Origin of the sequence: Pectobacterium polonicum, from assembly GCF_005497185.1 — a bacterium.
Classification (GTDB): domain Bacteria; phylum Pseudomonadota; class Gammaproteobacteria; order Enterobacterales; family Enterobacteriaceae; genus Pectobacterium; species Pectobacterium polonicum.
The window spans coordinates 165,770-191,008 of sequence record NZ_RJTN01000005.1 but is presented as its reverse complement, the minus strand read 5'-3'; the positions used below and the strand labels follow the sequence as shown (position 1 = coordinate 191,008).

The following is a 25,239-nucleotide window of genomic DNA, read 5'->3' as shown; positions in this document are numbered from 1 at the left end:
TGTCCATTCGTTAATGTTGTGACACCGGTTACCATGATTGCCGCTTCTCTGTTACAAGGTGCAGAAGCAAGGCGGTCACCGCCACGATGCCCATAATACAGGTCGAAAAAGCGGCAGCCTGTGACGTAAAGCCTGCTTCATCCAGTCGCATCACGGTGACGGCACCTAAAGGCAACGACGGCGTGACCAAAAAAATCACGGCTGATAGTGTAACCATTGAGCGCATGAATAAAAACATAGCGACCGAAATCAACGTGACGCGCATGGCTGGCAGGTAGACATCACGTAAAATACGCACCACGCCGCCGCCTAGAACGGTGGTGGCATCTTCCATCGCAGGCGGAACGTTGCGTATCCCCATCATCATCGTGGTGTAGCCTTGCGTGTGATAGTGGTAATAATTACATAATGCCACCAGCAGCGCCGATCCATACAGCATCCCCCAGGGAAGATCGGCCGTATTGAATGTGAACACATAAGATAGCCCCAACACCAGGCCGGGAACGGCAACCGGCAATGCACTAAGCAGTACGGCGGTGTTGGCAACTTTGCCCGGTTGGCGGTGAATGCCGAAGGTGAGCAGGAATAACAGCGCGGTGCCGACCACTGCCGCCAGCGCCGAGATCCAAACTGACGTCCACAGTGGCGTATAGCCTCCCGCGAGATCGATATCGTAATGTTTTAGCGTCAGATCCAGACGATATGGCCATAGGCGGATCATGCTGGCAATAATGACGGTGCCGATAACGGTGACAATCATGAGTGCGATAGTCATGGTTGCCAGATAGAACGACACATCGCGTGTGCGTAGCGGTTGCGGAACATGCGGGATAGCGGCATGTGAGCCGATGGCTTTCTGCCGTCTTGTCGTGGCGCGCTCTATCCAGATTGATGCAGCCGCAGGCAGCAGGAGTAGAATCCCGACAACAGCCCCCATACCGAATTTCATTTGGCCACTGACCTGGCTATAGATCTCGGTCGCCAGTACCGAGAAGTTACCTCCGATGACAATCGCGTTGCCGAAATCGGTGATCGTGATGGTAAAGATGACAAAGGCCGCACTCAGCAGGCCATATCTCAGACCGGGGAGGGTGATGTCCAGAAACTGCCGCCAGTCAGAGGCACCCAGAACGTTAGCGGCTTCATACTGGCGCGTATCGCTATGGCGCAGTGTGGTGCGAATGATCAGAATCGCCTGTGGCAGAGCGTACAGGACGTTGGCGATCAACAGCCCCCAGAAACCATAAATATCTAATCGCACGCCAATAATGTTGCCGATGATGCCGTTTCTTCCCAGCAGAAAAATCAATCCCAATCCCAACACCAATGAAGGCGCAAGTATCGGCAGTGAGGTCGAAAAGGCGATAAAACGCTTTGCCGGCATTGCCGTACATTCCAACCCATAGGCGACAATAAATCCCAGCAAAAGCGTGACCAGCGTGGTGACGGTGCCAAGTAACAGGCTATTTGCGGTCGCCCGCCAGATACCGGGTGAGTCCATCAACGCCAAATAGTTTGATAATCCAACCGTACCGTTTTGATCGTTCAGCAGACTGTGCCAGACGATGCTTAGCATCGGTATGCCGAAAAACATGAGCAGCGCCAGCAGCGGAACCCACAGACACAGACGAGAAAGCCAGCGATCGCTGACCGTTTGCGGAGGGAGATGTGTCTGATTCATGCTTGCACCCAGGCGCAGTCTTCTGCGCGAATCGAGAGATGAATGGGGTCGCCAGGATTCCAGTTCACGGCGCTGCTGGTCTCGACTAATAGCGGCTGAGATTTCCATATCACCTGTATGCGTTGGATACTGCCGAGGAAACTGGTGTTGATGACCCGTCCTTCTGCACCTTCCGCTTTATGCAGTGCAATTCTTTCTGGGCGGATAAATAATTCGGCATCTTCCGGTAGCGCAGGCTCTTGCACAGACGGGAGGAGTTCTGGCATCCATGTGTTGACGACATCGCGTGACAGCAAATTGCTGTGCCCCATGAATTCGGCAACGAAACGCGAGCGTGGGCGGGTATAGAGTTCGTGCGGTGTCCCTTCCTGAATAATGCGTCCACCGTGCATACAAATGATTTTATCCGCCATGCTCATTGCTTCTTCCTGATCGTGCGTGACCATCAGAGTCGGAATGCCGAGCCGCTGCTGCACATCGCGTAATTCCTGACGCAATCCGGCGCGCACGCGCGCATCCAGTGCCGAGAGCGGTTCATCCAGTAATAGCAGGGAAGGGTTGACCGCCAGCGCGCGTGCAATAGCGACACGCTGCTGCTGTCCTCCTGAAAGCTGGTTGGGATAACGTTCACCGAATCCGCTGAGGCGCACGGTATCCAACAGATCGCTGACGCGTGCGGTAATTTCCTCAGCAGGCGTCTGGCGAATTTTGAGGCCATAACCAATATTTTGCGCAATCGTCATGTGGGGGAAAAGTGAGTAGGACTGAAAGACGATGCCGAAGCCTCTTTCCCTTGCCGGTACGTTAACCAGATCGCGATCGTCCAGCGTGATTTTCCCCCCGTCGCAGCTTAGTAGCCCGGCAATGATGCGCAGCAACGTTGTTTTACCACAGCCGCTAGGCCCAAGGAGGCAGACAAATTCGGCATTTTCGATCGACAAATTGATGCGATCGAGCGCGACATAACCGTCAAAGCTTTTATGAAGATTTTGAATAACCAGTGCCATGAATGCGACCTCTTAATGACGGCTGCCGCGACGCTAAACAGATTTTGCGCGGCAGCCTTTACTGCGAATACAGGCCGTTACCGGCCGATGGATTTTTGCCAGGTTGCCAGTGTGGCGTCACGATCGCTGGCGCTTTTGGTAAAGTCCACGGGGTAGAGTACGTGTGTGAGATCGGCCGGCAGCCCCGCCATTTGCGCGGCTTTGGACTGTTCAACGCCAGGAATAGTCACGATCTCTTTGTATTTGGTGTACAGCGCGGCGGCATGGCTGGAAAGTGTCCAGTCAAGGAAGCGTTTGGCGTCCGGTTTGTTCTTGGCTGCGGTCATCAGCGCGGAGGCTTCTAACTCATAGCCAGCCCCATCGTTTGGGATCACCATTTTGACGGGGTAGCCTTCTTCAATTGACTGCATCGCGGCGAAAGCCAGCGACACGCCGATGGCATATTCCCCCGTGCGTGCGGCTTTGCACGGACGTGAGCCTGATTTGGTGTACTGGGCGATATTGCCATCCAGCGACTTCAAAAATGCCCAGCCGTTTTGTTCACCTTTAGCTTGCAGTAGTGCGGCAATTTGCAGGTAGCCGGTGCCGGACGAGACGGGATTTGGCATCACAATCTCCCCCTTATAGATCGGGTTTGTCAGATCTTGCCAGGATGCAGGCACCGGAAGATTCTTGGCTTTTAGCGCTTCGGTGTTGACGCAAAAGGCGGCCATATAACCTGTTGCTGCGAACCACTTGTGATCCGGCGCGCGATAGGTGGCTGCGAGACTGTCACTGCCTTTGGCATCGTAAGGTTCCAATAATGCAGAGAGCCGTGGGTCCATCACGCTGGTCACTGCCCAGCCCCAAATGACGTCATGCTGCGGATTTTTGGATTCGGCCAGAATCCGTGGGCCAAGGTCGCCAGTGGACAAACGTAGTACGTTAATGGTCAGGTCGGGCAAGTCTTTCTTGGCCTGTGCGACGTAATCTTTGATCTCATCTTCTTCCAGCGAGGTATAGACCGTGATGGTGCCAGCGTGTGCCACAGCGTTAACCAGCGTGGCACAGGTGAACGCAGTAAGCAGACTAACGCGGCGAAATAAGGATCGGTTCATAAATGTTCCCCTACGGTTGTGGAAAATGTTGGCATCGGTGTTCCCCTCGTCTCGAATGGCGCAGAGCCACTTTGTGTATTTTTGTGTTTATGGCGAGTGGTATGAGGTTTTAGCACTAATCGTGCCATCTTCTGAGTTGATGAGGTTTTTTGTTATTATTGTTAATTTAATCAATGATTTATTTATTTTTTCAGTGCGTAAAGTGACTTGAATAACGAATGAATTGAATTGTGCATCTTTTTTTGTGATGAGTTTATTGCACTTTTTTGGCATTTTCGTGCATCAAAAAAGTGCATTTTTTTGTATTTGTGTATTTTATTGCTTTTGGTGTAGGGTGAGTGTTATCTGAACATGCGCGATGCGTTTTATCTACGTGATACGCAGTCGGGCCACAACCTTGATACAGGAGTCATTATGGCGACACGCTCAACCATTATGGATACCAACAGTTTTCGCACTGAGCATGCGGATGCACTGGATGAGTCTACGCGTAGGCTGACGAATAGGCGCACCGAGGTGTTAGGGGATTCTTATCGTTTGTTCTACCGTAATCCGGTGCATCTGGTTCGCGGTGAGGGACAATATCTGTGGGATGCTGCCGGGCATAAATATCTGGATGTCTATAACAATGTCGCCAGTATCGGGCACTGTCACCCTGCGGTCATCGACGCCGTTCACGAGCAAATGCGTCAGCTCAATACCCATACCCGCTATTTACACGAACGAATTCTGGATTACTCAGCGGATATTCTCAGTACGGTGCCAGCCGCTATCAATAAGGCGATGTATATGTGTACCGGATCGGAGGCTAACGACCTTGCGATCCGTGTGGCTCGAGCCTACAGCGGCGGAACAGGCATTATTGTGAGCCGAGAAGCCTATCACGGAACCAGTGAGTTGACGTCCGGTGCGTCACCGGCACTTGGAAGCGGGCAGCCTCTGGCGGCGACAACGCGTCTTGTACCTGCTCCCGATCGCTATCGAGTGAAGGCGCCCGATTTGGGCGCGTGGTTTGCGCAGCAAATTCAAATGCAAATTGATGATATGGCCGCGAACGGCATCAAATTTGCCGGTTTCCTGGCTGATTCCATTTTTTCCTCGGATGGCGTATTGCCGGGGCCGGCTGGCTACCTACAACCAGCGATAGAGGTGGTGCATGCCAACGGTGGGATTTTCATCGCGGATGAGGTGCAGCCCGGTTTTGCCCGCACGGGTGAGCATTTTTGGGGATTTGGCCGGCATGGTATTGTGCCGGACGTCGTGACATTGGGTAAACCGATGGGCAACGGCATACCGGTGTCGGCGTTATTGGCAAAAGCCGATGTGCTGGCGGCATTTAGCGATGAAATTCCCTATTTTAATACGTTTGGTGGAAACCCGGTGTCGATGGCGGCAGCGCAGGCGGTATTAAACGTTATTCGCGCGGAAGGTTTACAGGAACATAGCCGCATTGTCGGGGAAAAATTGCAGCGGGAGCTGACGTTGCTTGCCGACCGTCATGCATGCATCGGCGATGTGCGCGGGGCGGGGCTGTTTATCGGTTTTGAGCTGGTCAGCGATCGAGAAACCAAAACTCCAGATAAAGCGCTGGCGCTGGACGTGGTTGAACAGCTTCGTGCTGAGCGTGTCCTCACATCGGTTGCGGGCCCGCATGGGAATGTATTGAAGCTGCGCCCGCCGTTAGCATTTCAAGAGCATGATATTGACTGGCTGGTCGGATCGCTCGATCGAGCGTTAAGTTTGCAATCTCATCGGCGTTAATTCCCCCAGAGACACATGCGTCGGCGGCCGCCCGCCGCATGTGGTTCCACACTGTACGTTTTTTCCTCGTTACAGCCCATTTTGCGTAGGTTGAATGTGAATTATGCGTATCGTTTAGCATTATTCTTGCAGTTTTTATTAAATGAAATCTCAACAAATGCACTATATTACGCGCTGTGCATTTGAGTGCGTCGGTGCGGCAACCTCTATCGGGAAACCTTATTTGCTTAAGGCAGGAGAAGGTGTTTTTCGCCTTGTCAGAGAAGGGATGTGACCGTCGGAATCTTCAACCTGTCTTGTGCTTCAGCGCCTCGTTTTGATCTGACGCTCTGACGCCTGGATTGACTGGGTCTTTATAACGAATGAAATGGCTTACTTCACTGACTATAGCAATTGGACTTGCCTGTAATCCGGCGTTTGCGCAGGAATTGACGTCTGTGCCGGCATCAGTATCGCCTTCACATCAGCAGCGTGATGCGTTTGTCACGGACTTACTGAAGAAAATGACGCTGGAAGAGAAGATCGGCCAGCTCCGATTGATCAGCGTCGGAACGGATAACCCGAAAGAAGCCATCCGCGAAATGATTAGAAATGGTCAGGTCGGCGCGATTTTTAATACGGTGACCCGCCAGGATATTCGTGCAATGCAGGATCAGGTCATGCAACTCAGCCGCCTGAAGATCCCGCTGTTTTTCGCCTATGATGTGGTGCACGGCCAACGCACTATTTTCCCTATTGCTCTGGGATTAGCCTCCAGTTGGGATATGGACGCGATCGCGAAAAGTGCGCGCGTGGCGGCTTATGAAGCGACGGAAGACGGTCTGAACATGACCTGGGCGCCGATGGTGGATATCACCCGCGATCCGCGCTGGGGTCGCGTGTCGGAAGGCTTCGGTGAAGACACCTGGTTGACCAGTAAAATTGCTGGTGTGGTAGTGAAATCCTTTCAGGGCGATGACGTAACCGGACGCCACTCGCTGATGACTAGCGTCAAACACTACGCGCTTTATGGTGCGGTTGAAGGTGGACGCGACTATAACACGGTGGACATGAGCCCTCAGCGCATGTTCCAGGACTATATGCCGCCATACAAAGCGGCGATTGACGCGGGCAGCAGTGGCGTGATGGTCGCACTGAACTCCATCAACGGTACACCGGCCACCTCAAACAGCTGGTTGCTGAAGGAGGTGCTACGCGATCAGTGGAATTTCAAAGGCATTACCATTACCGATCACGGTGCGATTAAAGAGCTGATTAAGCATGGCGTTGCCAGCGATCCGCGTGATGCATCGCGTCTGGCGGTGAAATCCGGTATCGGCATGAGCATGAGTGACGAGTATTTCGTGCGCTATCTGCCTGAGCTGGTGAAAAGCGGTGCAGTGAGCGTGCAGGAGATCGACGATGCCTGCCGTCAGGTCTTGAACGTGAAATATGATATGGGGCTGTTTGAAGATCCGTATCGTCATTTGGGCGTTGCGAGTTCCGATCCGGTGGATACCAATGCGGAAAGCCGCTTACACCGTCTGGATGCACGTGATGTGGCGCGTAAAAGCTTGGTGCTGCTGAAAAACCGTCTGCAAACGTTGCCGCTGAAAAAGCAGGGCACGATTGCCGTCGTTGGGCCATTGGCTGATAGCCAGCGCGATACGATGGGAAGCTGGTCTGCGGCGGGCGTTTCGAAACAGACAATTACCGTTTATCAGGGTCTGAAGAATGCGGTCGGCGATAAAGCGACCATTCTTTATGCTAAAGGTGCCAACGTCAGTAATCACAAAGGCATCATCGATTTCCTGAATCAGTATGAGGATGCTGTGCAGGTGGATAAACGTCCACCTCAGGTGATGATCGATGAAGCTGTAGAAGCTGCGAAGAAAGCGGATGTGGTGGTGGCAGTCGTCGGTGAAGCCGCTGGGATGGCGCATGAAGCGTCCAGCCGCTCGAATATCGATCTGCCGCAAGGCCAGCGCGATCTGATCGCGGCGCTGAAAGCCACGGGGAAACCGCTGGTGCTGGTGCTGATGAACGGCCGCCCTTTGGCGCTGGTGCGTGAAGATCAGCAGGCCGATGCGTTATTGGAAACCTGGTTTAGCGGCACGGAAGGTGGCAATGCAATTGCCGATGTGCTGTTTGGTGACTATAACCCATCAGGCAAGCTACCGATGTCCTTCCCGCGCTCTGTCGGGCAGATTCCGATTTATTACAATCACCTACCGTCAGGCCGTCCTTATACGCCGGAAAACCCAGGTAAATATACCTCTCACTATTACGATGAAGCCAACGGGCCACTCTATCCGTTTGGCTATGGCCTGAGCTATACCACGTTCAGCGTGTCAGATGTGCGGTTGTCCAGCCAGACGATGAAGCGCAATGGGACGATTAACGCTAGCGTCACGGTGAAAAACACCGGCAATCGTGCAGGGGAAACGGTAGTACAGCTGTATCTCCACGATGTCGTGGCTTCCATCAGTCGCCCACTGAAAGAGTTACGTGGTTTTGAGAAAGTGATGCTACAGCCGGGAGAATCCCGCACGGTCACCTTCACGCTCGATCAGGAAGCGCTGAAGTTCTACAATGCCCGCATGCAGCAGGTGGTGGAACCTGGCAAATTCGACGTGATGATTGGTCTGGATTCGCAGCGGGTGAAGAGCGACAGCTTTACACTGCTATAATAAAGTCCGTCTCGCCGCCGGTGCTTCCGGCGGCGAATACATGAATGGTTATTACCGAAATACAGTGTGATTTTCGAAATAAAGCGTGATTACCGGAGAATAAGCTTTTGCAGGAACAAGGTATGCCGTTGACTGAAGTCGTGCTGGTTGATGAAAATGACAGGCCAACTGGCGTCATGGAAAAGCAGGAAGCGCACGTAAAAGGTGCGTTACACCGTGCGATTACCGTCTATATTTTCAACTCTCGTCAGCAGTTGTTATTACAGCAGCGGGCAGAAGAGAAATATCACAGCGGTGGTTTATGGAGTAATACCTGTTGCAGCCACCCTGCACCCGGTGAAGAGACGTTACAGGCGGCACACCGCCGTTTGTATGAAGAGATGGGGTTACGCTGTGCGCTGACGCCGATGTTTACGTTGACCTATCGCCTGCCGCTGGATAACGGGTTGATTGAGCATGAACTGGGACATGTGTACTTTGGCGTGACGGATGACGTTCCGCAGATCAATCCCGATGAAGTGTCGAGCTATGAATACCAGTCTCTAGATGAGATAGCAGGGCGAATGGTGGCAACACCTGAGCAATTTACGGCCTGGTTCCAGCTGACTTTCGCGCGTATTCCTGAGTATTGGCAGACGTTTCAGTCTGAACAATCCGGTTAATTAAGGCGAGGTTAATTGCCGCGTTTCCGTGCGGCACTGTTTCGTGCACTCGTGCCGTAGAGGCAGCGTTGTGGGTCGAAAGCCTTAGCCCGCGTGCTCGATAATAATGTAGCCCACCAGCATCATGCCGGACATACCGCCTAAGGCGAGAAAGGCAAAAAGACCGATAATGCCGATTTTTTGAAGAGTCATCAGGTTATCCTTTTGTTAACTGCTCCGAATTATAATGCCTTCAGCCCATGAAACAAGGCCGAAACGCTTCTCACTTTTTAAGTACACTTTATTACCGAAATAAAAGCATCAGGCCGAAAAACAGTAAAATGATGCCAGCACCGCGCTCAATTGGGTTAATCCAGCGCGTTAAACGCTGCTGAACTCGCGGACGAGCGATCAGCGCAGCGATGAGCAGATCCCACACCAACACCATAGAAAACATCCAACTTCCGCTGACAAATTGTTGCGCAGGTGTCACATGCGGCCCAAGAATACTGGTCATCAGGCTGATGTAGAACAGCATGTTTTTAGGATTCAGCAGTGACGAACCGAGCCCCAGTAGAATTTGTTTGCGCAGCGTTGGACAACCGTTGGACTGCTGCTCTGCCTGTAGCAACGGGACAGAACGACTTTTCAGTAGCTGGTAGCCAATCCAGATCAGATAAGCCGCACCGCCCAATTCGATGACGGTAAAAAGTGTTGGCGAATGCTGGATGCCTGCCCAGCCGATCGCCGCCAGCAGGATATAAATGCCATTTCCCAGCGCGATGCCCAGACAGATTCCCGCGCTACCACGCAGCCGGTAGCGAATGGCGTAGGCCGTCAACAGAAAGAAATCCGGGCCAGGGCTCAATAGCGCCACAAAATGTGCCAGCGCCAGTGCAGGAAAATGGGTAGGGAAAAGAGAATCGGCGGAAAAAAGGGGATTGATAAACATGATATTTCTGACCTCGATAAATAATCGAAGCCAGTCTAGACAAGGTTTTCGGCTATTTATTGTCAAATATTGATCGCGCGTACTGACCCGGTGTGGCTGCGGTGTATTGCACAAACGTTTTGTGAAAATGGCTTTGATCGCAGAAGCCGCTTTGATAGCTGGCATCAACCAGCGGCGTACCTTGTTTCATCAGCGATTTGGCATACTCAATACGCGCGTTATTAAGGAATGCCATCGGTGTAATACCGGTATCGTGACGAAACTGCCGCACGATGGTTTCGCGGCGTAGATTCAGCTCATCTGCCAGCGTTTCCAGTGACGGGGATTCTTGTAAATTATTCAACAGACGTTCGCGTACGTGCAGCGTTGTGGTTTGCGATGGGTGATGGGCTAATAAGGGTTCTGGCAGGCAGTATTGTTGCCAAATGGGCTCCAGCATCGTTTTTAGCTGGTTGTCTGCCGACGTGATGTCGCCCTGATACAGCAGGGTGACTACGTGCTGATAGCGTATAAACAGCGCCGGATCGTGCAGTACGATACAGTTGCAACGCACGCTATCTGCCTGATAGCCACAATGCGTTGCGATCTGGTCGAGACACCACTCTGCATCCAGATAAAGCATGTGGTAGCTACGCGTTTTCCCAGGAAGCGGGTTACAGCTGTGCGGCTGCTGGGGATCGATAAAGATCAGATCGCCAATCTGTAGGTGATGCGTTTCGTTGCGGTAATGGCAAAGCGTTTCGCCGTGTTCGATCGCGCCAATCGAGAATTGCGCATGACTGTGTGTTTTATAGGCCTGGCGACTGTTGCGCGTGGTACGGCTTTCAACATGCGGTAATCGAGAAGAAAACCAGTACGACTGGTTGATAGCATGAACTGAAGACATAATTTACCGAAGCTATTGTTTATCGAAGATAGCGTTTACCGCTCATGGCAAGGGCAGGGTTTTACCCTAATCGCTGGACGAAAGATTGTCGAGGCCGGAATCATTGCGAACGTGATATCGGCTGACGCCGCCGGGCGTCTGTGGGACAATGGTGGTCAGATTACATAGATATAGAGTATGCATGACGCTGTCCCCCGCAATAAAGTTGCAGATTGGTCAATGGTATAAGGCCCTGCAAGAGCAAATCCCGGATTTTATTTCCCGCGTTCCCCAGCGACAGATGATTGCCGAAGTGGCGAAAACGCTGGCGGGTGATTACCCGCGCCATCTGGCTATTGAAGCACCTACTGGCGTCGGGAAAACGCTTTCTTACCTTATTCCTGGGATTGCTGTCGGGCGTGCGGAAGATAAAACGCTGGTGGTCAGCACCGCGAATGTGGCGTTGCAGGATCAGATTTACAGCAAAGATTTGCCGTTGTTGCAGAAATTTATTCCCGAACTGAAATTTACCGCTGCATTTGGCCGGCGTCGTTATATTTGCCCGCGTAATTTGGCAATGCTGGCAACCGATCCCGACGCGCAGGGGGATTTACCGCTCTTCCTGGATGATGAACGGCTGTCTGCCAGTAAAGAAGAAGAACGCGTCTGTGTAAAGCTTGAAAAAGCACTGCAAGGCCACGTCTGGGACGGGCTGCGCGATCATTATCAGGACTCGATTGATGATAGCCTGTGGCAAAAACTGTGTACGGATAAAGCGAACTGCCTTGCGCACAACTGTCATTATTACCGCGAGTGTCCGTTTTTCATCGCACGGCGTGAGATCGAACAGGCGGATGTCGTCGTCACTAACCATGCGCTGGTGATGGCGGCGATGGAGAGTGAGTCGGTACTTCCTCCCCCTAAGAATTTACTGCTGGTGCTTGATGAAGGGCACCATATTCCCGACGTTGCCCGCGATACGCTGGAGATGTCCGGTGATATTCATCCTGCCTATATGATGGCGCAAATGGAACAGTTGGTGCAGCTCATCGGGCAGTGTATGGCGCAATTCGCGCCAAAATCGCCACCGCGCCTCGCTAACAGTGAACGGCTAACCAGCCACTGTGAGGAGATCCGTGAATGTGTACTGTCTTTCTCACAAATGTGCGGGCTGTTTTTGCCGCATGACGGGCAGGAAACAGAATACCGCTTTGCGATGGGAAAAATGCCCGATGAAATGCGTGAGCTCTGTGTGCGATTGTTCAAGCTGACCGATACGCTACGAGCGTTGGTGGAGTATATGCTCAACGACCTCAGCGAAAAAACCGGCAAGCATGACGTGGTGCGGGTCTATCACGCGTTGCTGAAAATGAGCCGCCAGCAAGGTTACTTTGAGTCGATGAGCAAGCTATGGCGGCTGGCGGCGATGGAAAAATCGTCGAACGCACCGGTTTCTAAATGGATTACGCGGGAAATGCGTGATAACCAGCCGCATCTTCACCTGCACTGCGCGGGAATTCGCGTTTGCGATCAGCTTGAAAGGCTGCTGTGGAGTAAGGTGTCGCATGTGGTGGTGACATCGGCCACGTTGCGTTCGCTGAACAGCTTTGCGCGCATACAGGAACTTTCCGGTTTGGGCGAACAGGAAGGGGACACGTTTATCGCGCTGGACTCACCGTTCAATCACCGTGAACAGGGGCGTCTGGTCATTCCCAGGATGCGTTATGAACCGCTGATGGAATCAGAAGCGCAGCATATTGCTGAAATGGCACAATTTTTCCGCGCGGAGTTAAAACAGGATAAGCATAAAGGTATGTTGATGCTGTTTGCCAGCCAGCGTGCCATGCAACTCTTTCTGACACAGGTCACCGATTTACGCCTGATGCTACTGGTTCAGGGAGATAAGCCGCGCTACAGACTGGTCGAGTTACATCGTCAGCGGGTACAAGAAGGCCAGACCAGCGTGCTGATTGGCTTACAGTCGTTTGCGGAAGGGTTGGATCTGAAAGGGGAGCTACTTTCTCAGGTGCATATCCATAAAATAGCGTTTCCGCCCATCGACAGCCCGGTGATTTTGACGGAAGGCGAATGGCTAAAAAGCCTCAAACGGCACCCGTTTATCGTACAGAGTTTGCCCAGCGCATCGTTTAATCTTATCCAACAAGTTGGGCGTCTTATTCGTAGCCATGATTGCTTTGGTGAAATTGTCATTTATGACAGGCGATTGCTGACGAAAGGTTATGGTGCACAACTGCTGGCTGCGCTGCCTGTCTTCCCGATTGAACAGCGGGATATGCCATAACAAATTCCTCTAGACCTGTTCACTGAATAAGGGGGGGAATTAGTCCCTATTTAGCGCTATATTTTTTTATTCTTATTTGTTAGATTTGTCTCAGAACAGCAAGGATGCCGTTAATACGTGTGACAAACGCTGTCATTGCGCAGTGCGGTTTTTATCAACCAAGGATAGGTATCATGATGAGAATTAACGCAGTTAATAAAAATTCCTTCCTTTTCGAAAACGAATGCTGTCTGGCACCAGCCCTCTTTGCTTTTTCTATTTATCTCAATAATAAAAATTAGTCATTAGTACCTTATTGTTTTTTATTTAATAATAACGAAGATAATTATCTCGTGTTCTTAATTATTTCCTTATGAGAATAATTTTTATTTATATGAGTTTTTTTGTATATAAATAATTTTTGATCAATTTTATCTCACCAGAAGCCATTAGTTCGTGGCGTATGTGATTCATATGCCTGAAGGGATTTAGGATTCTGATCATCCCGATCAGACTTATGGAGAAGAAAAGATGGCTTTACGAGATCAAGATAAGGATACCGCTGAATCAGCATTACATGCCGCAGGTACGGGGTATAGCGATGTATACGATCTGTATAATTACCACTCCCGTGGTGAAGGACAGCTTAATGGCAAACCCTCGTTCACCAGCGATCTGGCCGCGAAGGAAATTGTCCGTGACGGCCTAACCTGGAATGGAACGAACGTATTCGGTAAATCCGCTAATTTGACCTATTCGTTCTTACAGAACGTGCGGTCTATCCCTTCTGGCGATCAGGGCTTTGTGAAATTTAGCACAGCCCAGGAACAACAAGCCAAACTGTCTCTGCAATCGTGGTCAGATGTCGCCAATATCACGTTTACTCAGGTTAGCCCTACCCAAAAGGCTACCATCACGTTTGGTAACTACACCCGTGATTCAAGCGGTCGGATGGACTACGATACTCAGGCTTATGCTTATATGCCGGGTAACCACTCTGCGGCGGGTAGCGCCTGGTTTAACTACAACTCTGACACGGTACGTAACCCGGCAACGGAGTATGGCAAACAGACGCTGACGCACGAAATCGGTCATGCGCTGGGACTGAACCACCCAGGTTCTTACAATGCGGGTGAAGGTAATCCGACCTACCGTGATGTGACCTATGCGGAAGATACGCGCCAGTTCAGTTTGATGAGCTACTGGAGTGAGCAAAACACAGGAGGCGATTTCCAGGGACACTATGCTGCCGGTCCGCTGATTGATGACATCACGGCGATCCAATATCTTTATGGCGCAAACATGAACACGCGTACTGGTGATACGGTATACGGTTTCAACTCCAATACTGGCCGTGATTTCTATTCAGCGAATAGCAGCAGTGACAAACTGATTTTCTCCGTTTGGGATGCGGGCGGTAATGATACGTTTGATTTCTCTGGTTACCGAAACGATCAGCGCATCAACCTGAATGAAGGTGGATTCTCTGATGTTGGCGGCCTGAAAGGTAACGTGTCTATCGCTCACGGCGTCACGATCGAAAACGCCATTGGCGGCTCCGGCAACGATATTATTATCGGTAACGATGCGAATAATATTTTGAATGGTGGTGCAGGTGATGACGTCATTTACGGCGGCGGCGGTGCAGATACGCTGACGGGCGGTGCGGGCAAAGATATTTTCGTCTACGCCAGCGCGAGCGACTCTTCCTATAAGACAGGTTATGACACCATCACGGATTTCCAACGCGGCATCGACAAGATCGATCTGTCAGTGCTGAATCAAAATAAAGATTTGCAGTTTGTTGATGCTTTCACCGGACGTGGCAATGAGGCATTGCTTGACTGGGACGCGGGCAGCAACACGACCAATCTGTGGCTGAATTTTGCGGGTCAGACCACACCAGACTTTGTTGTGCATATTGTTGGTCAGCCTTCTGCGGCAACCGATTTTATCGTGTGATGTAGCAAGGGCGGGGAAACCCGTCCTTTTCTGTTATCGAGTTGGGGCCACTATGAAAAAATTAATCATCGCGGCGCTGTTAAGTGCAATAAGCGGAGGATGTATGGCAAGTAGTCTGAAATTACCTTCAGCAAGTGAGCTAAGCGGCGTATGGCAATTGCGTGGCGGGGAACAGCAGTGTGAGGTTGTGCTGCACAATACGCCGTTAGTGGATAGCACCTGGCGTCTTGACGGTGATGCTCAATGTTTAAAAGCGCTGTTATCCGATGTTCCCGTAGGCTGGCGGCCGACGCCGGATGGTATCACGCTGACGAAAGAGCAGGGGCAGTCCGTCGTGTTCTTTAGCAAGGAAAAAGAGGGCTATACGCTGATATTGCCTGATGGTAGTACACGGACGATGCACAAACAGTCCTGACAGGAGAGGCAAACGCAGTGAGTCAACTATCAAATAAGGAACGTTCGTTGTTGAGTATACTGCGTCCTTTCCGGCGCAGCTTTTGGAGCATTGGGATGTTCAGCGCCATCGTTAATATACTGATGCTGTCGCCTTCTCTCTATATGCTTCAGGTTTACGACCGCGTACTGGCTTCAGGGAATGGTACGACCTTGCTGATGCTCACGCTGCTGATTGCTGGTCTGGGTATATTCATGGCGGCGCTCGAATGGGTGCGGAGTCTGGTTGTCGTTCGACTCGGTACGCGGATCGATCTACAGTTGAATCAGCAGGTCTTCAACGCCGCGTTTGAACGCAATCTTGAGGCTGGCGAGGCAAAAGCGGGTCAGGCGCTGAACGATCTCACGCTATTACGGCAGTTTATTACGGGCAATTCACTGTTTGCTTTCTTCGATATTCCCTGGTTTCCCTTCTTTTTATTAGTGCTGTTCCTCATTCACCCGGTTCTCGGCTTTCTGGCGTTAGGGGGAACGGTGGTTCTGCTGCTGCTGGCATGGTTAAATCAGTATCTCACTACGTCGCCGTTGGAAGAAGCAAACCATGAAGCGTTACAGGCGACTCATCTTGCGGATACGCAACTGCGTAATGCGGAAGTGATTGAATCAATGGGGATGCTGCCTAACTTACGTCGGCGCTGGTTGGGGCAACATTATCGCTTTATTACCCTGCAAAATCTGGCGAGCGAACGAGCCGCGGTTGTTGGGGCGGCGTCAAAACATGCGCGCATTTTTCTGCAATCGCTGATGCTTGGCGTGGGGGCGATGTTAGCGATTAAGGGTGAAATCACGCCGGGCATGATGATCGCCGGATCAATTCTTGTCGGGCGCGTGCTGAGCCCTATCGATCAGTTTATTGGCATTTGGAAACCGTTAAGCAGCGCACGGCAAGCCTGGCATCGCCTGAATCGAATTATGACGGCGTATCCGCCTAAAGCAGAGGTGATGGCGTTGCCAGCGCCTGTTGGCCAGCTTAGCGTCGAAAATGTGTTATTGCAGACGCCGCAAGGGGCATCAAGATTGCAGGATATCCATTTCTCGCTTCATGCGGGGGAAACGCTGGCGATTCTGGGCGCATCAGGCTCAGGAAAATCCACATTGGCACGTTTACTGGTCGCGACGCAAGCACCGACTCGTGGCAAGGTTCGACTGGATGGTGCCGATCTCAGCCAGGTAGATAAGACGGTGTTTGGTCCGGCAATGGGTTACCTGCCACAAGATGTACAGCTGTTTAAAGGCACGCTGGCGGAGAATATTTCCCGCTTTGGCGAACATGACGCAGAAAAAATTGTCGCGGCGGCGAAGCTGGCAGGCGTCCACGAGATGATTCTTAGTCAGCCACAGGGATATGACACGCCTCTTGGCGCTGACGGCAACGGACTGTCGGGGGGGCAACGGCAGCGTATCGCGCTGGCACGTGCGGTGTATGGCGAGCCCTGCCTGCTGGTACTCGATGAGCCGAACTCCAGCCTCGACAACGAAGGTGAAATGGCGCTGGCGCAGGCGATCTCGCATCTTCAAAAGCGGGGAGCGACGGTGGTACTGATTACGCATCGTCCTGCATTAACCACGTTGGCGCATAAAATTCTGGTTCTTAACCAAGGCAGACAACAGCGTTTTGGGCCTGCACGCGACATTCTAAGCGAATTGCAGCCGCGTCGTGCCGCTAATCAAGCACAAATGACACCTGCTGCCGCTGTCCAGCCGTAACAGGGAATGACGAATACAGGGAAAGACATGTCCGCATCAGAAATAAGCGAAGATAGTATGAACCAGACGGCGCGGCGCGATGAAAAACGTGCCGTGCGTCTGGGATGGTTGCTGGTGCTCGCCGGGTTCGGCGGTTTTCTCCTGTGGGCACTGTTTGCACCGCTGGACAAGGGCGTCATGGTCAATGGCAGCGTCGTGATTTCTGGCAATCGCAAAGTTGTTCAGCACAATCAGGGCGGTATCGTCGATAAAATTCAGGTTAAAGACGGCGACAAGGTGGAGGTCGGTCAGATTTTGTTAACGCTGAATGAGGTTGATGCACGTTCGGCGAGTGAAGGTCTGGATGGTCAGTATTTACAGTTAGTCGCGCGGGAAGGTCGGCTGCTTGCTGAACAGCAGCGCTTGAATGACATGGTGATGACGCCCCGTCTGCAACCGCTAGCGGAAAAGCCAGAGATGAACGTGATTACGGCATTACAGCGCGATTTACTGCACAGCCGCCAGCAGTCGCTTAGGCTTGAGGCAGAAGGGATGCGCACGAGTATTGCGGGTATGGAGGCATCGCTCAGCGCACAGCGTCAGGTGATGGCCAGCAAGCAGAAGCAGCGGGAAACGCTGGAACAACAGCTACAAGGGCTACGTTCACTGGCGGCGGAAAACTATGTGCCGCGCAACAAAATGCTGGAGAACGAACGTCTGCTGGCGCAGCTTAACGGTGATATCGCGCAGTTGGCGGGAGAGATTAATCGCACCCGCCGTGACATTGAGCAACAAACGCTGCTGATCGCCCAGCGCCAACAAGAATACGACAAAGAAGTAAACAGCGAGCTGGCAGAAGTCCGGGCACTGCTGAGCGATGTGGGTAGCAAGAAGGAAAAAGCCGATTTCAATTTGGCGAATATCCAGATGCGTGCGCCCGTTTCCGGGACGGTGGTCGGGTTGAAGGTATTTACAGAAGGTGGTGTTATTGCGCCGGGACAGACGCTTCTGGAGATCGTACCGGACGATCAGCCTTTACAGGTGGATGCACGCCTTCCCGTTGAATTGGTCGATAAAGTCTGGCCGGGGTTACCCGTTGAGCTTCAGTTCGTTGCGTTTAACCAAAGCACGACGCCGCGCGTAGCGGGAACCGTCGAACTGTTGTCCGCCGATCGCCTGCTGGATGAACGGGACGGCTCTCCCTATTACAGCCTGCGCGTTCAGGTGGATGAGGCAGGGAAACGTGCTCTGGAGGGGCTGGAAGTCAAACCGGGCATGCCGGTACAGGGGTTTGTCCGTACCGGAGAGCGGTCGTTCGTCAATTATCTCTTTAAGCCTTTAATGGATCGCCTGCATCTGGCACTAACGGAAGAGTAATCATGCAAAGGATCGCGATAATCGTGCTGTTTGGGCTCCTTTCTTCAGGCGTTAACGCATTAGGGCTGCTTGATGCCTGGGAGTTGGCGCTGCGCAACGACGCCCAGTTTCGTGCGGCGGGGTTCGAGCGAGCAGCCGGCCAGGAAGAGGAGACGATCGGGCGGGCTAATCTGCTCCCAAATCTCCAATATGGATATAGTGCCAACAGTAGCCACTCCAAAGTCACCCAAACGGATAGCTTCACTGGCAACACGTTAAAACGCGATTATAACAGCTACACGTCGACGCTATCGCTGCGTCAGCCGCTGCTGGACTATGCGTCCTGGGCGCGTTATCAACAGGGTGTTGCCCGCACGTTGATGGCCGATCAGCGTTTTCGCGATCGCAGCCAGGACCTGATGGTGCGGCTATATCAAGCCTGGAGTAGTGCGCTGTTGGCGCAGGAAAAGCTGCAATTGCTGGATGCGCAGCAGCGTGCCTATCAGGAACAGCTGGCGCTGAATCAACGCCTCCTGCTGGCGGGAGAAGGCACGTTAACGGATGTGCGTGAAACGGAGGCGCGCTTTACGCTGACTGAAGCGCAGCGCATTGAGCAGCAAGACAATCTGGATGCTGCAATCACCGATCTGGAAAATATGACAGGCACAACGCTGGATATTGCAGCGCTACATCCTCTGACGCTCGCGCAACTGCCGTCTGTGGAATCAGATAAGCAGACGTTAGCGCAGTGGCGCGATCTTGCCGTGCAGCACAATGCCAAACTGGCGACGCAGCGCGAAGGGCTGGCGGTCAGCCGTTATGAAATCGAACGCAGTCGAGCTGGCCATTTACCTACGCTGTCGCTGGTGGCATCGTCGCGCAATAGCCGTTCGGAAAGTGAATATAACTACAATCAGAAATACGACACACAGAGCGTTGGTTTACAGTTGAATGTCCCGCTTTATTCCGGTGGCTCCGTCTCGGCATCGATGCGGCAGGCGGCGGCGGAATATCAGCAAAGCCAGGCGGAGTTGGACGATCAAACCAAGCAAACGTTGGCGGAGTTGAAAAAATATTACAATCTGTACAATAACGGTTCGGCGAAAATCAAAGCCTGGCAAATGACAGCCTCGTCGGCGCAAGAAGCCGTTAACGCCACACGGTTGAGCGTGGCGGGCGGTGAACGTATTAATCTGGATATCCTGCTGGCTGAACAGGATTGGTATAACGCTCGACGAGAGCTGGCGGAAGCGAAATACAGTTGGCTTCAGGCATGGTTATTACTGCGCTATACGGCGGGTACGCTGAACGAGAAAGATATTCTGGAACTGGCGGCTCGGTTTCAGCCTGCAACAACGTCATTAGCCAATAACAAGACCATCAGGCACTAAAACAGATGATAAAAATCATATACGGATAATTGGCTATGATTTTTATCAGCAGGAAGTCTACGTATGGGCAACGTGAAGGATGAAGAGTAGAAAGGGATGACGAATAGAAATGGTTCAATTTTGTGGGATCTTGTGCCTTAGTAATACTTAAACTCCTTTAAAATCATCAAACCCCTGCATTTTGCATAATGGCCTCCATTCTTATCAGGAGGCTTTATCGTGAAAAAAATCAAAAAACCGCGTCTTACCGGCTGGATTGTGACATCCGCTTTTCTCTTTGCTGTTATCGGGCTGATTTCACCGCAACAGCTTCCCGTCACCGTCTATAAGCTTTCGCTTATTTCACTCGCCGCGGTATTAGGTTATTGGCTGGATCGCTCGCTGTTTCCTAAAGCGCGTCCCGGTCTGTTCCTCGAACAAGGTGATGAACCTGTACCGCGTGGACGTTTTCCGGTTCGGGACGGTCACCATACCGTATTTGCCGCTGCAATGTTACGACGAGCGCTGATTGTGTCAGCCGTTTGCATCGGCGTAGCGATGGGGCTGTGATATGCGACACCTCCTCATCACGTTGTTTTTTAGCCCGCTGCTTTTTAGCTCGGTGGTCTGCGCCGACACCATCCCTCGTGCCGCGCAGGCGTACCGCAGTGATGTGATCCGCAGTGCACGGTTGGATTGGGGCATGAATGCCCCGATTGCTGACTTTGCGGCGCAGTTGCATCAGGAAAGCGGTTGGAATCCTCGGGCCGTTTCACCCGTCGGTGCGCAGGGGCTGGCGCAGTTTATGCCGACCACCGCCGACTGGTTTAGCGGTATTGTCCCTGAACTTCGCGCGAATCAACCGTTTAATCCTGCCTGGGCTATCCGTGCTCTGACGGGCTACGATCGCTGGCTGTGGACGCGAATCAGCGCCAGCAACGACTGTGAACGCATGGCAATGACCTTGTCGTCCTACAACGGCGGACTTGGCTGGTTACAGCGTGATAAGCAGCGTGCGAAGATCGCCGATAAGGACATACTTCGTTGGTTCGATCATGTAGAAACCGTCAATGCCGGACGTAGCGCCGCCAACTGGCGTGAAAATCGCCATTACCCCGACCGCATTTTGCATCAGTTGGCACCACGGTATTTGAGCTGGGGGAGGGCGAGCTGTGTGGAATAGTCTGTTTCTCAATAGCCTGAAATCCTTTCTTTCGCCACGCGTGGTCGCGGTCCTGCTTGTCGTGGTGTTGCTACTCGCGGTCTATCTGACTGGCCATAATCAGGGTTATCAACTGGCGCAAGCACTGGGGGATGCCGCGCTGGCGAAACAGCAGGCGGCATTCAATTTGCTACAGCAGCAGCAGGCCGAAACCCAGAACCAGCTACTACGCGCGGCGGCGGAGCAATACCAGCAGCAGGTAGAGCGTGGGAATCAACTCGAACAGCGCTATGTCGCGGCGCGTCAAAAACTGTCGGCGGATAACGCCGCTCTGCAACGGAAAATTGACCATGTTACTCAGCAATACATTGACGAAAAAGGCAAAGTTCAGCCTGTGCAGTGCGTGTTTACTCGCGGCTTCGTGCAGCACTACAACGCCGCTTTCGGTCTGTCCACCGACGGTGCCGCAGACATTACCGCCGCTGCCCGCCGCACTGGCGCAGCGTCCGATCTCGGCACAACCGCTGACGCCGAATTACAACTTTCAGGTGTCTCCCAGCGCGATATCCTCGCCAACATCAGCGACAACGGAGAGCGCTATCAGGCGCTGAGTGCGCAGGTTAACGCGCTGCTGGATTATATCGAAGCGTTACAACAGACAGGGGAGGTAACACGTGAAGATTGAAGTGGAGTTCTGGTCGCTGGTTGGCCTGTTGCTATCGTTTATGAGCTTCCTGTTTGCCGCAGGGAGGATTCTGCTCACGCAGATTGAAAAGCGGCTGAACGAGCGTTTTGCCGCTTTGGAAAACGCACGACAGAAGAGCGAGCAGGGATGGACGCGGCTGGAACGTGAGTTTCTGGAGTTCCGCGCCGATTTACCGCTGGTTTATGTAAGACGTGAGGATTACATCCGTGGTCAGACGGTCATCGAAGCCAAACTGGATGCGCTTTATAACAAACTGGAGTTAGTGCAGCAGCGGTATTCGGGAGGAAATCATGGCTGATACGCAGTGTATTCGACAGGCATCGATGCGCTGGCACTTGCTTGTCGCATTAAATAAAACACGTCCTTATACCGCGAATGAAATGTTTCTGTTGGCCGTGATGCAGCGGTTGTATGCCGACGCTTCAGAGTCAGAGTTGCGTCATGCACTGGATTATCTGGCCGATCGCAAAATGGCGGTATTGACCAAGGAGGCGGGCGGCGTCTGGCTGGCGAATCTTACCCGCCTTGGTGTGGATGTCGTGGAATATGCGGTTGATTGTATGGTTGGCATCGCTCGGCCGGAAAAATATTGGGATCGGTAATCCCATTACATTGCTTTCACTTCTGTCTTTACGCGTTATCAGTCTCGTCATCTTCCTTTGCGCCAGCACGGTTGTGCTGGCGTTTTTTTTATCAAAGTAATTTTTATTTTTCAGTGTATTAGGCGTTTTTTTCAAATAAATCACGTCGCTGTTTTTTCTAAAACAGATTAAAAGCCGCAGCCAACCATTATCCGGATACTAGCGCCATCAACACGATGTGCCACCAAAACAGTGTGCCATCAATACAGTGGGTGAACGGATATGAATACCAGACCAATTATCGATGCGGTGATAGCCCGCCTCCAACAGCACTTACCGGCACGGCGGATTGCGTCCTGTCCAGAAAACATTCTGATCGGGCCAGACCTTCTGACTGCTGGCGATGTGCTGGTGGGGTATCGCGGTTCCGAATTTTCCGCACCGGAAGATGTGGATTCTCCGGTTCAGATGCAGCGACCACAGCTGATGGTTGCCGTGCTGCTGCCGGAGCTGGATGGCGAAGACGGCGTACTGGCGACACTCGATACCGTCCGTCAGGCGCTGGGAGGATACCGATTGCCTGACTGTCATCGCGGTATTCGGCTAGTACGTGACCGCTACGTTGGTTACACCGGAGGACGCTGGCATTACGCCATCGATTGCACCACAGAAACCCTTTTTATCGAAGACCGCGAGCAGACGGATGGTCCGCTGCTTACCACGGTTAATTATGAGGAGAAAGACGCATGAAATACCGCTACACCGGCCCCGCCAGCGGCGTCACGCTGGCAGATGGTCAGGAAATTCTGCTTTGGCCCGCTCAGGTGACTGAACTGCCAGCAGATCATGAGTATGTGAAAACGCTGATCGCGCTGGGCTATTTGCTGCCTGTCGCGGATCAGGTTCTGGCTGATAGCGCAACGGAGGTGACCCTTGGCCGCTAATTATTTGCATGGTGTAGAGACAATTGAAGTTGAAACCGGTGCTCGTCCGGTGAAAACCGTCAAATCTGCGGTGATTGGGCTGATTGGTACGGCACCGCAGGGTGCGGTAAATGACGTTACGCTGTGCCTGTCTGAAAAAGACGCGGCGCAGTTTGGTAGCCAGTTCGGCGGCTATACCATCCCGCAGGCGCTGGATGCAATTTACGATCATGGTGCGGGTACGGTTCTGGTCATCAACGTGCTGGACCCGGCGAAACACAAATCGTCTGTGAGCGCAGAAAAAGTCACGTTTGACAAAGCGACCGGTACGGCACAACTGGTAAACCGTGTGGTTGCCAAGCTGGTGCTGACAGCGGCAGAAGGCGGTCAGCCGTTTGTCGAAGGTCAGGACTATACGCTGGATGCGCAAACCGGCGTCCTGAAAAATCTGGGTAAAAATATTGATGTTGCTGCCGTAGTTAGCGCGTCTTATGACTTTGCTGATGTCACGAAAGTGACCGCCGCCGACATCATCGGCAGCATCAATGCCGCGGGCAAACGTACCGGTATGAAGCTGCTGAACGATACCTACAACCTGTACGGCTTCTTTGCCAAGATTCTGATTTCGCCGGTGTTCTGTACGCAAAATAGCGTAACGACCGAGCTGATCTCGCTGGCTGACAAACTGGGCGCGATTGCCTATATCGATGCGCCAATCGGCACCACCTTTGCGCAGGCTCTGAGCGGCCGTGGCCCGGAAGGCACGATCAACTTCAACACCAGCTCTGAACGTGCTCGTCTGTGCTATCCGCACGTAAAAGTGTACAACGCCGAAACCAACAGCGAACGTCTGGAGCCGCTGTCGGCGCGTGCCGCCGGTCTGCGTGCCAAAGTCGATCTGGAGAAAGGTTTCTGGTGGTCATCATCCAATCAGGAAATCAAAGGGATCACCGGCGTAGAGCGCCAGCTGTCGGCGATGATTGACGATCCGCAGAGTGAAGTGAACCTGCTGAACGAGCAGGGCATCAGCACCATTTTCAACAGCTATGGTTCCGGCCTGCGCCTGTGGGGCAATCGCACTGCTGCTTGGCCAACCGTGACGCACATGAAGAACTTCGAAAACGTGCGTCGTACTGGCGATGTGATTAACGAATCCATCCGCTATTTCAGCCAGCAGTACATCGATATGCCGATCAATCAGGCGCTGATCGATGCGCTGGTGGAATCCGTCAACGCCTACGGTCGCAAGCTGATCGGTGACGGCGCATTGCTGGGCTTCAAATGCTGGTTTGATGCCGCGCGTAACGAACAAACCGAACTGGCGGCAGGGCACCTGTTGCTTAACTACAAATTCACTCCGCCGCCGCCGCTTGAGCGTCTGACCTTTGAGACGGAGATCACCTCGGAATACCTGGTAACGCTGGAGGGCACTAACTGATGGCCGGGAAAATTGAAGTAAACCGTATTACCAACGCCAACATCTACATCAACGGCACCAACCTGCTGGGGCGTGCGCAGGAAATCAAACTGCCGGATATCTCCATGATTATGCAGGAGCACAAGGCGCTGGGCATGGTCGGCAAGATCGAATTGCCTGCGGGCTTCGACAAACTGGAAGGCGAGATCAAATGGAACTCCTTCTACCGTGAAGCGATGCTGGCGGCGGCGAATCCTTACCAGTCGCTGGCGTTGCAGTGCCGCTCCAGCGTGGAACGCTATGGCTCTCAGGGCCGTATCGAAGAAGTGCCGCTGGTGACTCACATGACCATCATGTTCAAAAAGAATCCGCTGGGCACGTTCAAGCAGCACGAAAACCCGGATTTTAGCAGCGCGTTCAGCTGTACCTACATCAAGCAGGTGATGAACGGTGAAGACCTGCTGGAGCTGGATTACCTGTCCAACATCTTCATGGTGGGCGGCGTGGATCAACTGAACAGCTACCGCGCTAATATCGGCGGTTAATTTGGTATTCATTGATTAAGTAAGGAATGAGAGGGGCTTCGGCCCCTTTCTTATGCCCGCCATTTTCGTTTTCTAATTCACTTTAAAATCGTTATTCCCCGCCGCACGCGATACTGCTCCCGAC

The 25,239-nt window shown here is 52.5% G+C and carries 24 protein-coding genes; 18 read left to right on the top strand and 6 right to left on the bottom strand.

Annotated elements, in window-relative coordinates; translation table 11 throughout:
• Nucleotides 1-28: 28 nt before the first annotated feature.
• The 3 genes from EDI29_RS08535 to EDI29_RS08525 form a co-directional block, all read right to left on the bottom strand.
• The gene (locus EDI29_RS08535) at nucleotides 29-1,681 is read right to left on the bottom strand and encodes an ABC transporter permease subunit (RefSeq protein ID WP_137740549.1); all 1,653 of its coding nucleotides are present in this window, start codon (nucleotides 1,679-1,681) and stop codon (nucleotides 29-31) included.
• Nucleotides 1,678-2,688: an ABC transporter ATP-binding protein gene (locus EDI29_RS08530; protein WP_137740548.1), complete on the bottom strand. Its 1,011-nt coding sequence runs from the start codon at nucleotides 2,686-2,688 to the stop codon at nucleotides 1,678-1,680. Before EDI29_RS08530 ends, EDI29_RS08535 begins: the two co-directional genes overlap by 4 nt.
• A gap of 77 nt (nucleotides 2,689-2,765) precedes the next feature.
• Entirely contained in the window at nucleotides 2,766-3,785 is a 1,020-nt protein-coding gene (locus EDI29_RS08525; RefSeq protein WP_137740547.1) for an ABC transporter substrate-binding protein, read from the bottom strand.
• Nucleotides 3,786-4,199: 414 nt separating this feature from the next.
• Here EDI29_RS08525 and EDI29_RS08520 point away from each other — a divergent pair, with 414 nt between their 5' ends.
• The 3 genes from EDI29_RS08520 to idi all read left to right on the top strand — a co-directional run bounded on the left by EDI29_RS08520 (nucleotide 4,200) and on the right by idi (nucleotide 8,877).
• Nucleotides 4,200-5,546: an aspartate aminotransferase family protein gene (locus EDI29_RS08520; RefSeq protein WP_137740546.1), complete on the top strand. Its 1,347-nt coding sequence runs from the start codon at nucleotides 4,200-4,202 to the stop codon at nucleotides 5,544-5,546.
• 362 nt (nucleotides 5,547-5,908) lie between these two features.
• The gene (gene bglX, locus EDI29_RS08515) at nucleotides 5,909-8,215 is read left to right on the top strand and encodes a beta-glucosidase BglX (RefSeq protein ID WP_137740545.1); all 2,307 of its coding nucleotides are present in this window, start codon (nucleotides 5,909-5,911) and stop codon (nucleotides 8,213-8,215) included.
• 122 nt (nucleotides 8,216-8,337) lie between these two features.
• Nucleotides 8,338-8,877 (top strand): isopentenyl-diphosphate Delta-isomerase, encoded by a 540-nt coding sequence (idi, locus tag EDI29_RS08510; protein ID WP_137740544.1) that lies wholly within the window; start codon nucleotides 8,338-8,340, stop codon nucleotides 8,875-8,877.
• A gap of 84 nt (nucleotides 8,878-8,961) precedes the next feature.
• Here idi and EDI29_RS23310 read toward each other — a convergent pair whose 3' ends face one another.
• The 3 genes from EDI29_RS23310 to EDI29_RS08500 all read right to left on the bottom strand — a co-directional run bounded on the left by EDI29_RS23310 (nucleotide 8,962) and on the right by EDI29_RS08500 (nucleotide 10,694).
• Nucleotides 8,962-9,069, bottom strand: a complete 108-nt coding sequence (locus EDI29_RS23310; RefSeq protein WP_005972753.1) for a hypothetical protein — start codon at nucleotides 9,067-9,069, stop codon at nucleotides 8,962-8,964.
• A 91-nt stretch (nucleotides 9,070-9,160) separates the two neighbouring features.
• Nucleotides 9,161-9,808, bottom strand: a complete 648-nt coding sequence (locus EDI29_RS08505; protein ID WP_137740543.1) for a LysE family translocator — start codon at nucleotides 9,806-9,808, stop codon at nucleotides 9,161-9,163.
• A gap of 52 nt (nucleotides 9,809-9,860) precedes the next feature.
• Nucleotides 9,861-10,694, bottom strand: coding sequence for an AraC family transcriptional regulator (locus tag EDI29_RS08500; protein ID WP_137740542.1), 834 nt, complete (start codon nucleotides 10,692-10,694; stop codon nucleotides 9,861-9,863).
• 181 nt (nucleotides 10,695-10,875) lie between these two features.
• Here EDI29_RS08500 and dinG point away from each other — a divergent pair, with 181 nt between their 5' ends.
• The 15 genes from dinG to EDI29_RS08425 all read left to right on the top strand — a co-directional run bounded on the left by dinG (nucleotide 10,876) and on the right by EDI29_RS08425 (nucleotide 25,115).
• Nucleotides 10,876-12,975 (top strand): ATP-dependent DNA helicase DinG, encoded by a 2,100-nt coding sequence (gene dinG / locus EDI29_RS08495; protein WP_137740541.1) that lies wholly within the window; start codon nucleotides 10,876-10,878, stop codon nucleotides 12,973-12,975.
• A 510-nt stretch (nucleotides 12,976-13,485) separates the two neighbouring features.
• Complete coding sequence (locus tag EDI29_RS08490; protein WP_137740540.1) at nucleotides 13,486-14,916, top strand: serralysin family metalloprotease; 1,431 nt, start codon at nucleotides 13,486-13,488, stop codon at nucleotides 14,914-14,916.
• 103 nt (nucleotides 14,917-15,019) lie between these two features.
• The gene (locus EDI29_RS08485) at nucleotides 15,020-15,331 is read left to right on the top strand and encodes a protease inhibitor Inh/omp19 family protein (protein ID WP_137740539.1); all 312 of its coding nucleotides are present in this window, start codon (nucleotides 15,020-15,022) and stop codon (nucleotides 15,329-15,331) included.
• 17 nt (nucleotides 15,332-15,348) lie between these two features.
• A complete protein-coding gene (locus tag EDI29_RS08480) occupies nucleotides 15,349-17,076 on the top strand; it encodes a type I secretion system permease/ATPase (RefSeq protein ID WP_137740538.1) in 1,728 nt (575 codons plus the stop codon).
• A gap of 27 nt (nucleotides 17,077-17,103) precedes the next feature.
• The gene (locus EDI29_RS08475) at nucleotides 17,104-18,432 is read left to right on the top strand and encodes an HlyD family type I secretion periplasmic adaptor subunit (protein WP_137740537.1); all 1,329 of its coding nucleotides are present in this window, start codon (nucleotides 17,104-17,106) and stop codon (nucleotides 18,430-18,432) included.
• A 2-nt stretch (nucleotides 18,433-18,434) separates the two neighbouring features.
• Nucleotides 18,435-19,802, top strand: coding sequence for a TolC family outer membrane protein (locus EDI29_RS08470; protein WP_137740536.1), 1,368 nt, complete (start codon nucleotides 18,435-18,437; stop codon nucleotides 19,800-19,802).
• 219 nt (nucleotides 19,803-20,021) lie between these two features.
• Complete coding sequence (locus tag EDI29_RS08465) at nucleotides 20,022-20,351, top strand: putative holin (protein ID WP_010281025.1); 330 nt, start codon at nucleotides 20,022-20,024, stop codon at nucleotides 20,349-20,351.
• Nucleotide 20,352: 1 nt separating this feature from the next.
• The gene (locus tag EDI29_RS08460; RefSeq protein ID WP_137740535.1) at nucleotides 20,353-20,964 is read left to right on the top strand and encodes a transglycosylase SLT domain-containing protein; all 612 of its coding nucleotides are present in this window, start codon (nucleotides 20,353-20,355) and stop codon (nucleotides 20,962-20,964) included.
• Nucleotides 20,954-21,628: a hypothetical protein gene (locus EDI29_RS08455; protein WP_137740534.1), complete on the top strand. Its 675-nt coding sequence runs from the start codon at nucleotides 20,954-20,956 to the stop codon at nucleotides 21,626-21,628. Before EDI29_RS08460 ends, EDI29_RS08455 begins: the two co-directional genes overlap by 11 nt.
• Nucleotides 21,618-21,947 (top strand): hypothetical protein, encoded by a 330-nt coding sequence (locus EDI29_RS08450; protein WP_010294923.1) that lies wholly within the window; start codon nucleotides 21,618-21,620, stop codon nucleotides 21,945-21,947. Before EDI29_RS08455 ends, EDI29_RS08450 begins: the two co-directional genes overlap by 11 nt.
• Nucleotides 21,940-22,251, top strand: a complete 312-nt coding sequence (locus EDI29_RS08445) for a hypothetical protein (protein WP_137740533.1) — start codon at nucleotides 21,940-21,942, stop codon at nucleotides 22,249-22,251. Before EDI29_RS08450 ends, EDI29_RS08445 begins: the two co-directional genes overlap by 8 nt.
• Nucleotides 22,252-22,512: 261 nt before the next feature.
• Nucleotides 22,513-22,980 (top strand): Gp37 family protein, encoded by a 468-nt coding sequence (locus EDI29_RS08440; protein WP_137740532.1) that lies wholly within the window; start codon nucleotides 22,513-22,515, stop codon nucleotides 22,978-22,980.
• Nucleotides 22,977-23,174: a hypothetical protein gene (locus EDI29_RS08435; protein ID WP_010281040.1), complete on the top strand. Its 198-nt coding sequence runs from the start codon at nucleotides 22,977-22,979 to the stop codon at nucleotides 23,172-23,174. Before EDI29_RS08440 ends, EDI29_RS08435 begins: the two co-directional genes overlap by 4 nt.
• Nucleotides 23,164-24,591 (top strand): phage tail sheath subtilisin-like domain-containing protein, encoded by a 1,428-nt coding sequence (locus tag EDI29_RS08430; protein WP_137740531.1) that lies wholly within the window; start codon nucleotides 23,164-23,166, stop codon nucleotides 24,589-24,591. The genes EDI29_RS08435 and EDI29_RS08430 overlap by 11 nt, the downstream gene beginning before the upstream one ends.
• Nucleotides 24,591-25,115, top strand: coding sequence for a phage major tail tube protein (locus tag EDI29_RS08425; protein ID WP_010281046.1), 525 nt, complete (start codon nucleotides 24,591-24,593; stop codon nucleotides 25,113-25,115). The genes EDI29_RS08430 and EDI29_RS08425 overlap by 1 nt, the downstream gene beginning before the upstream one ends.
• Nucleotides 25,116-25,239 lie beyond the last annotated feature (124 nt).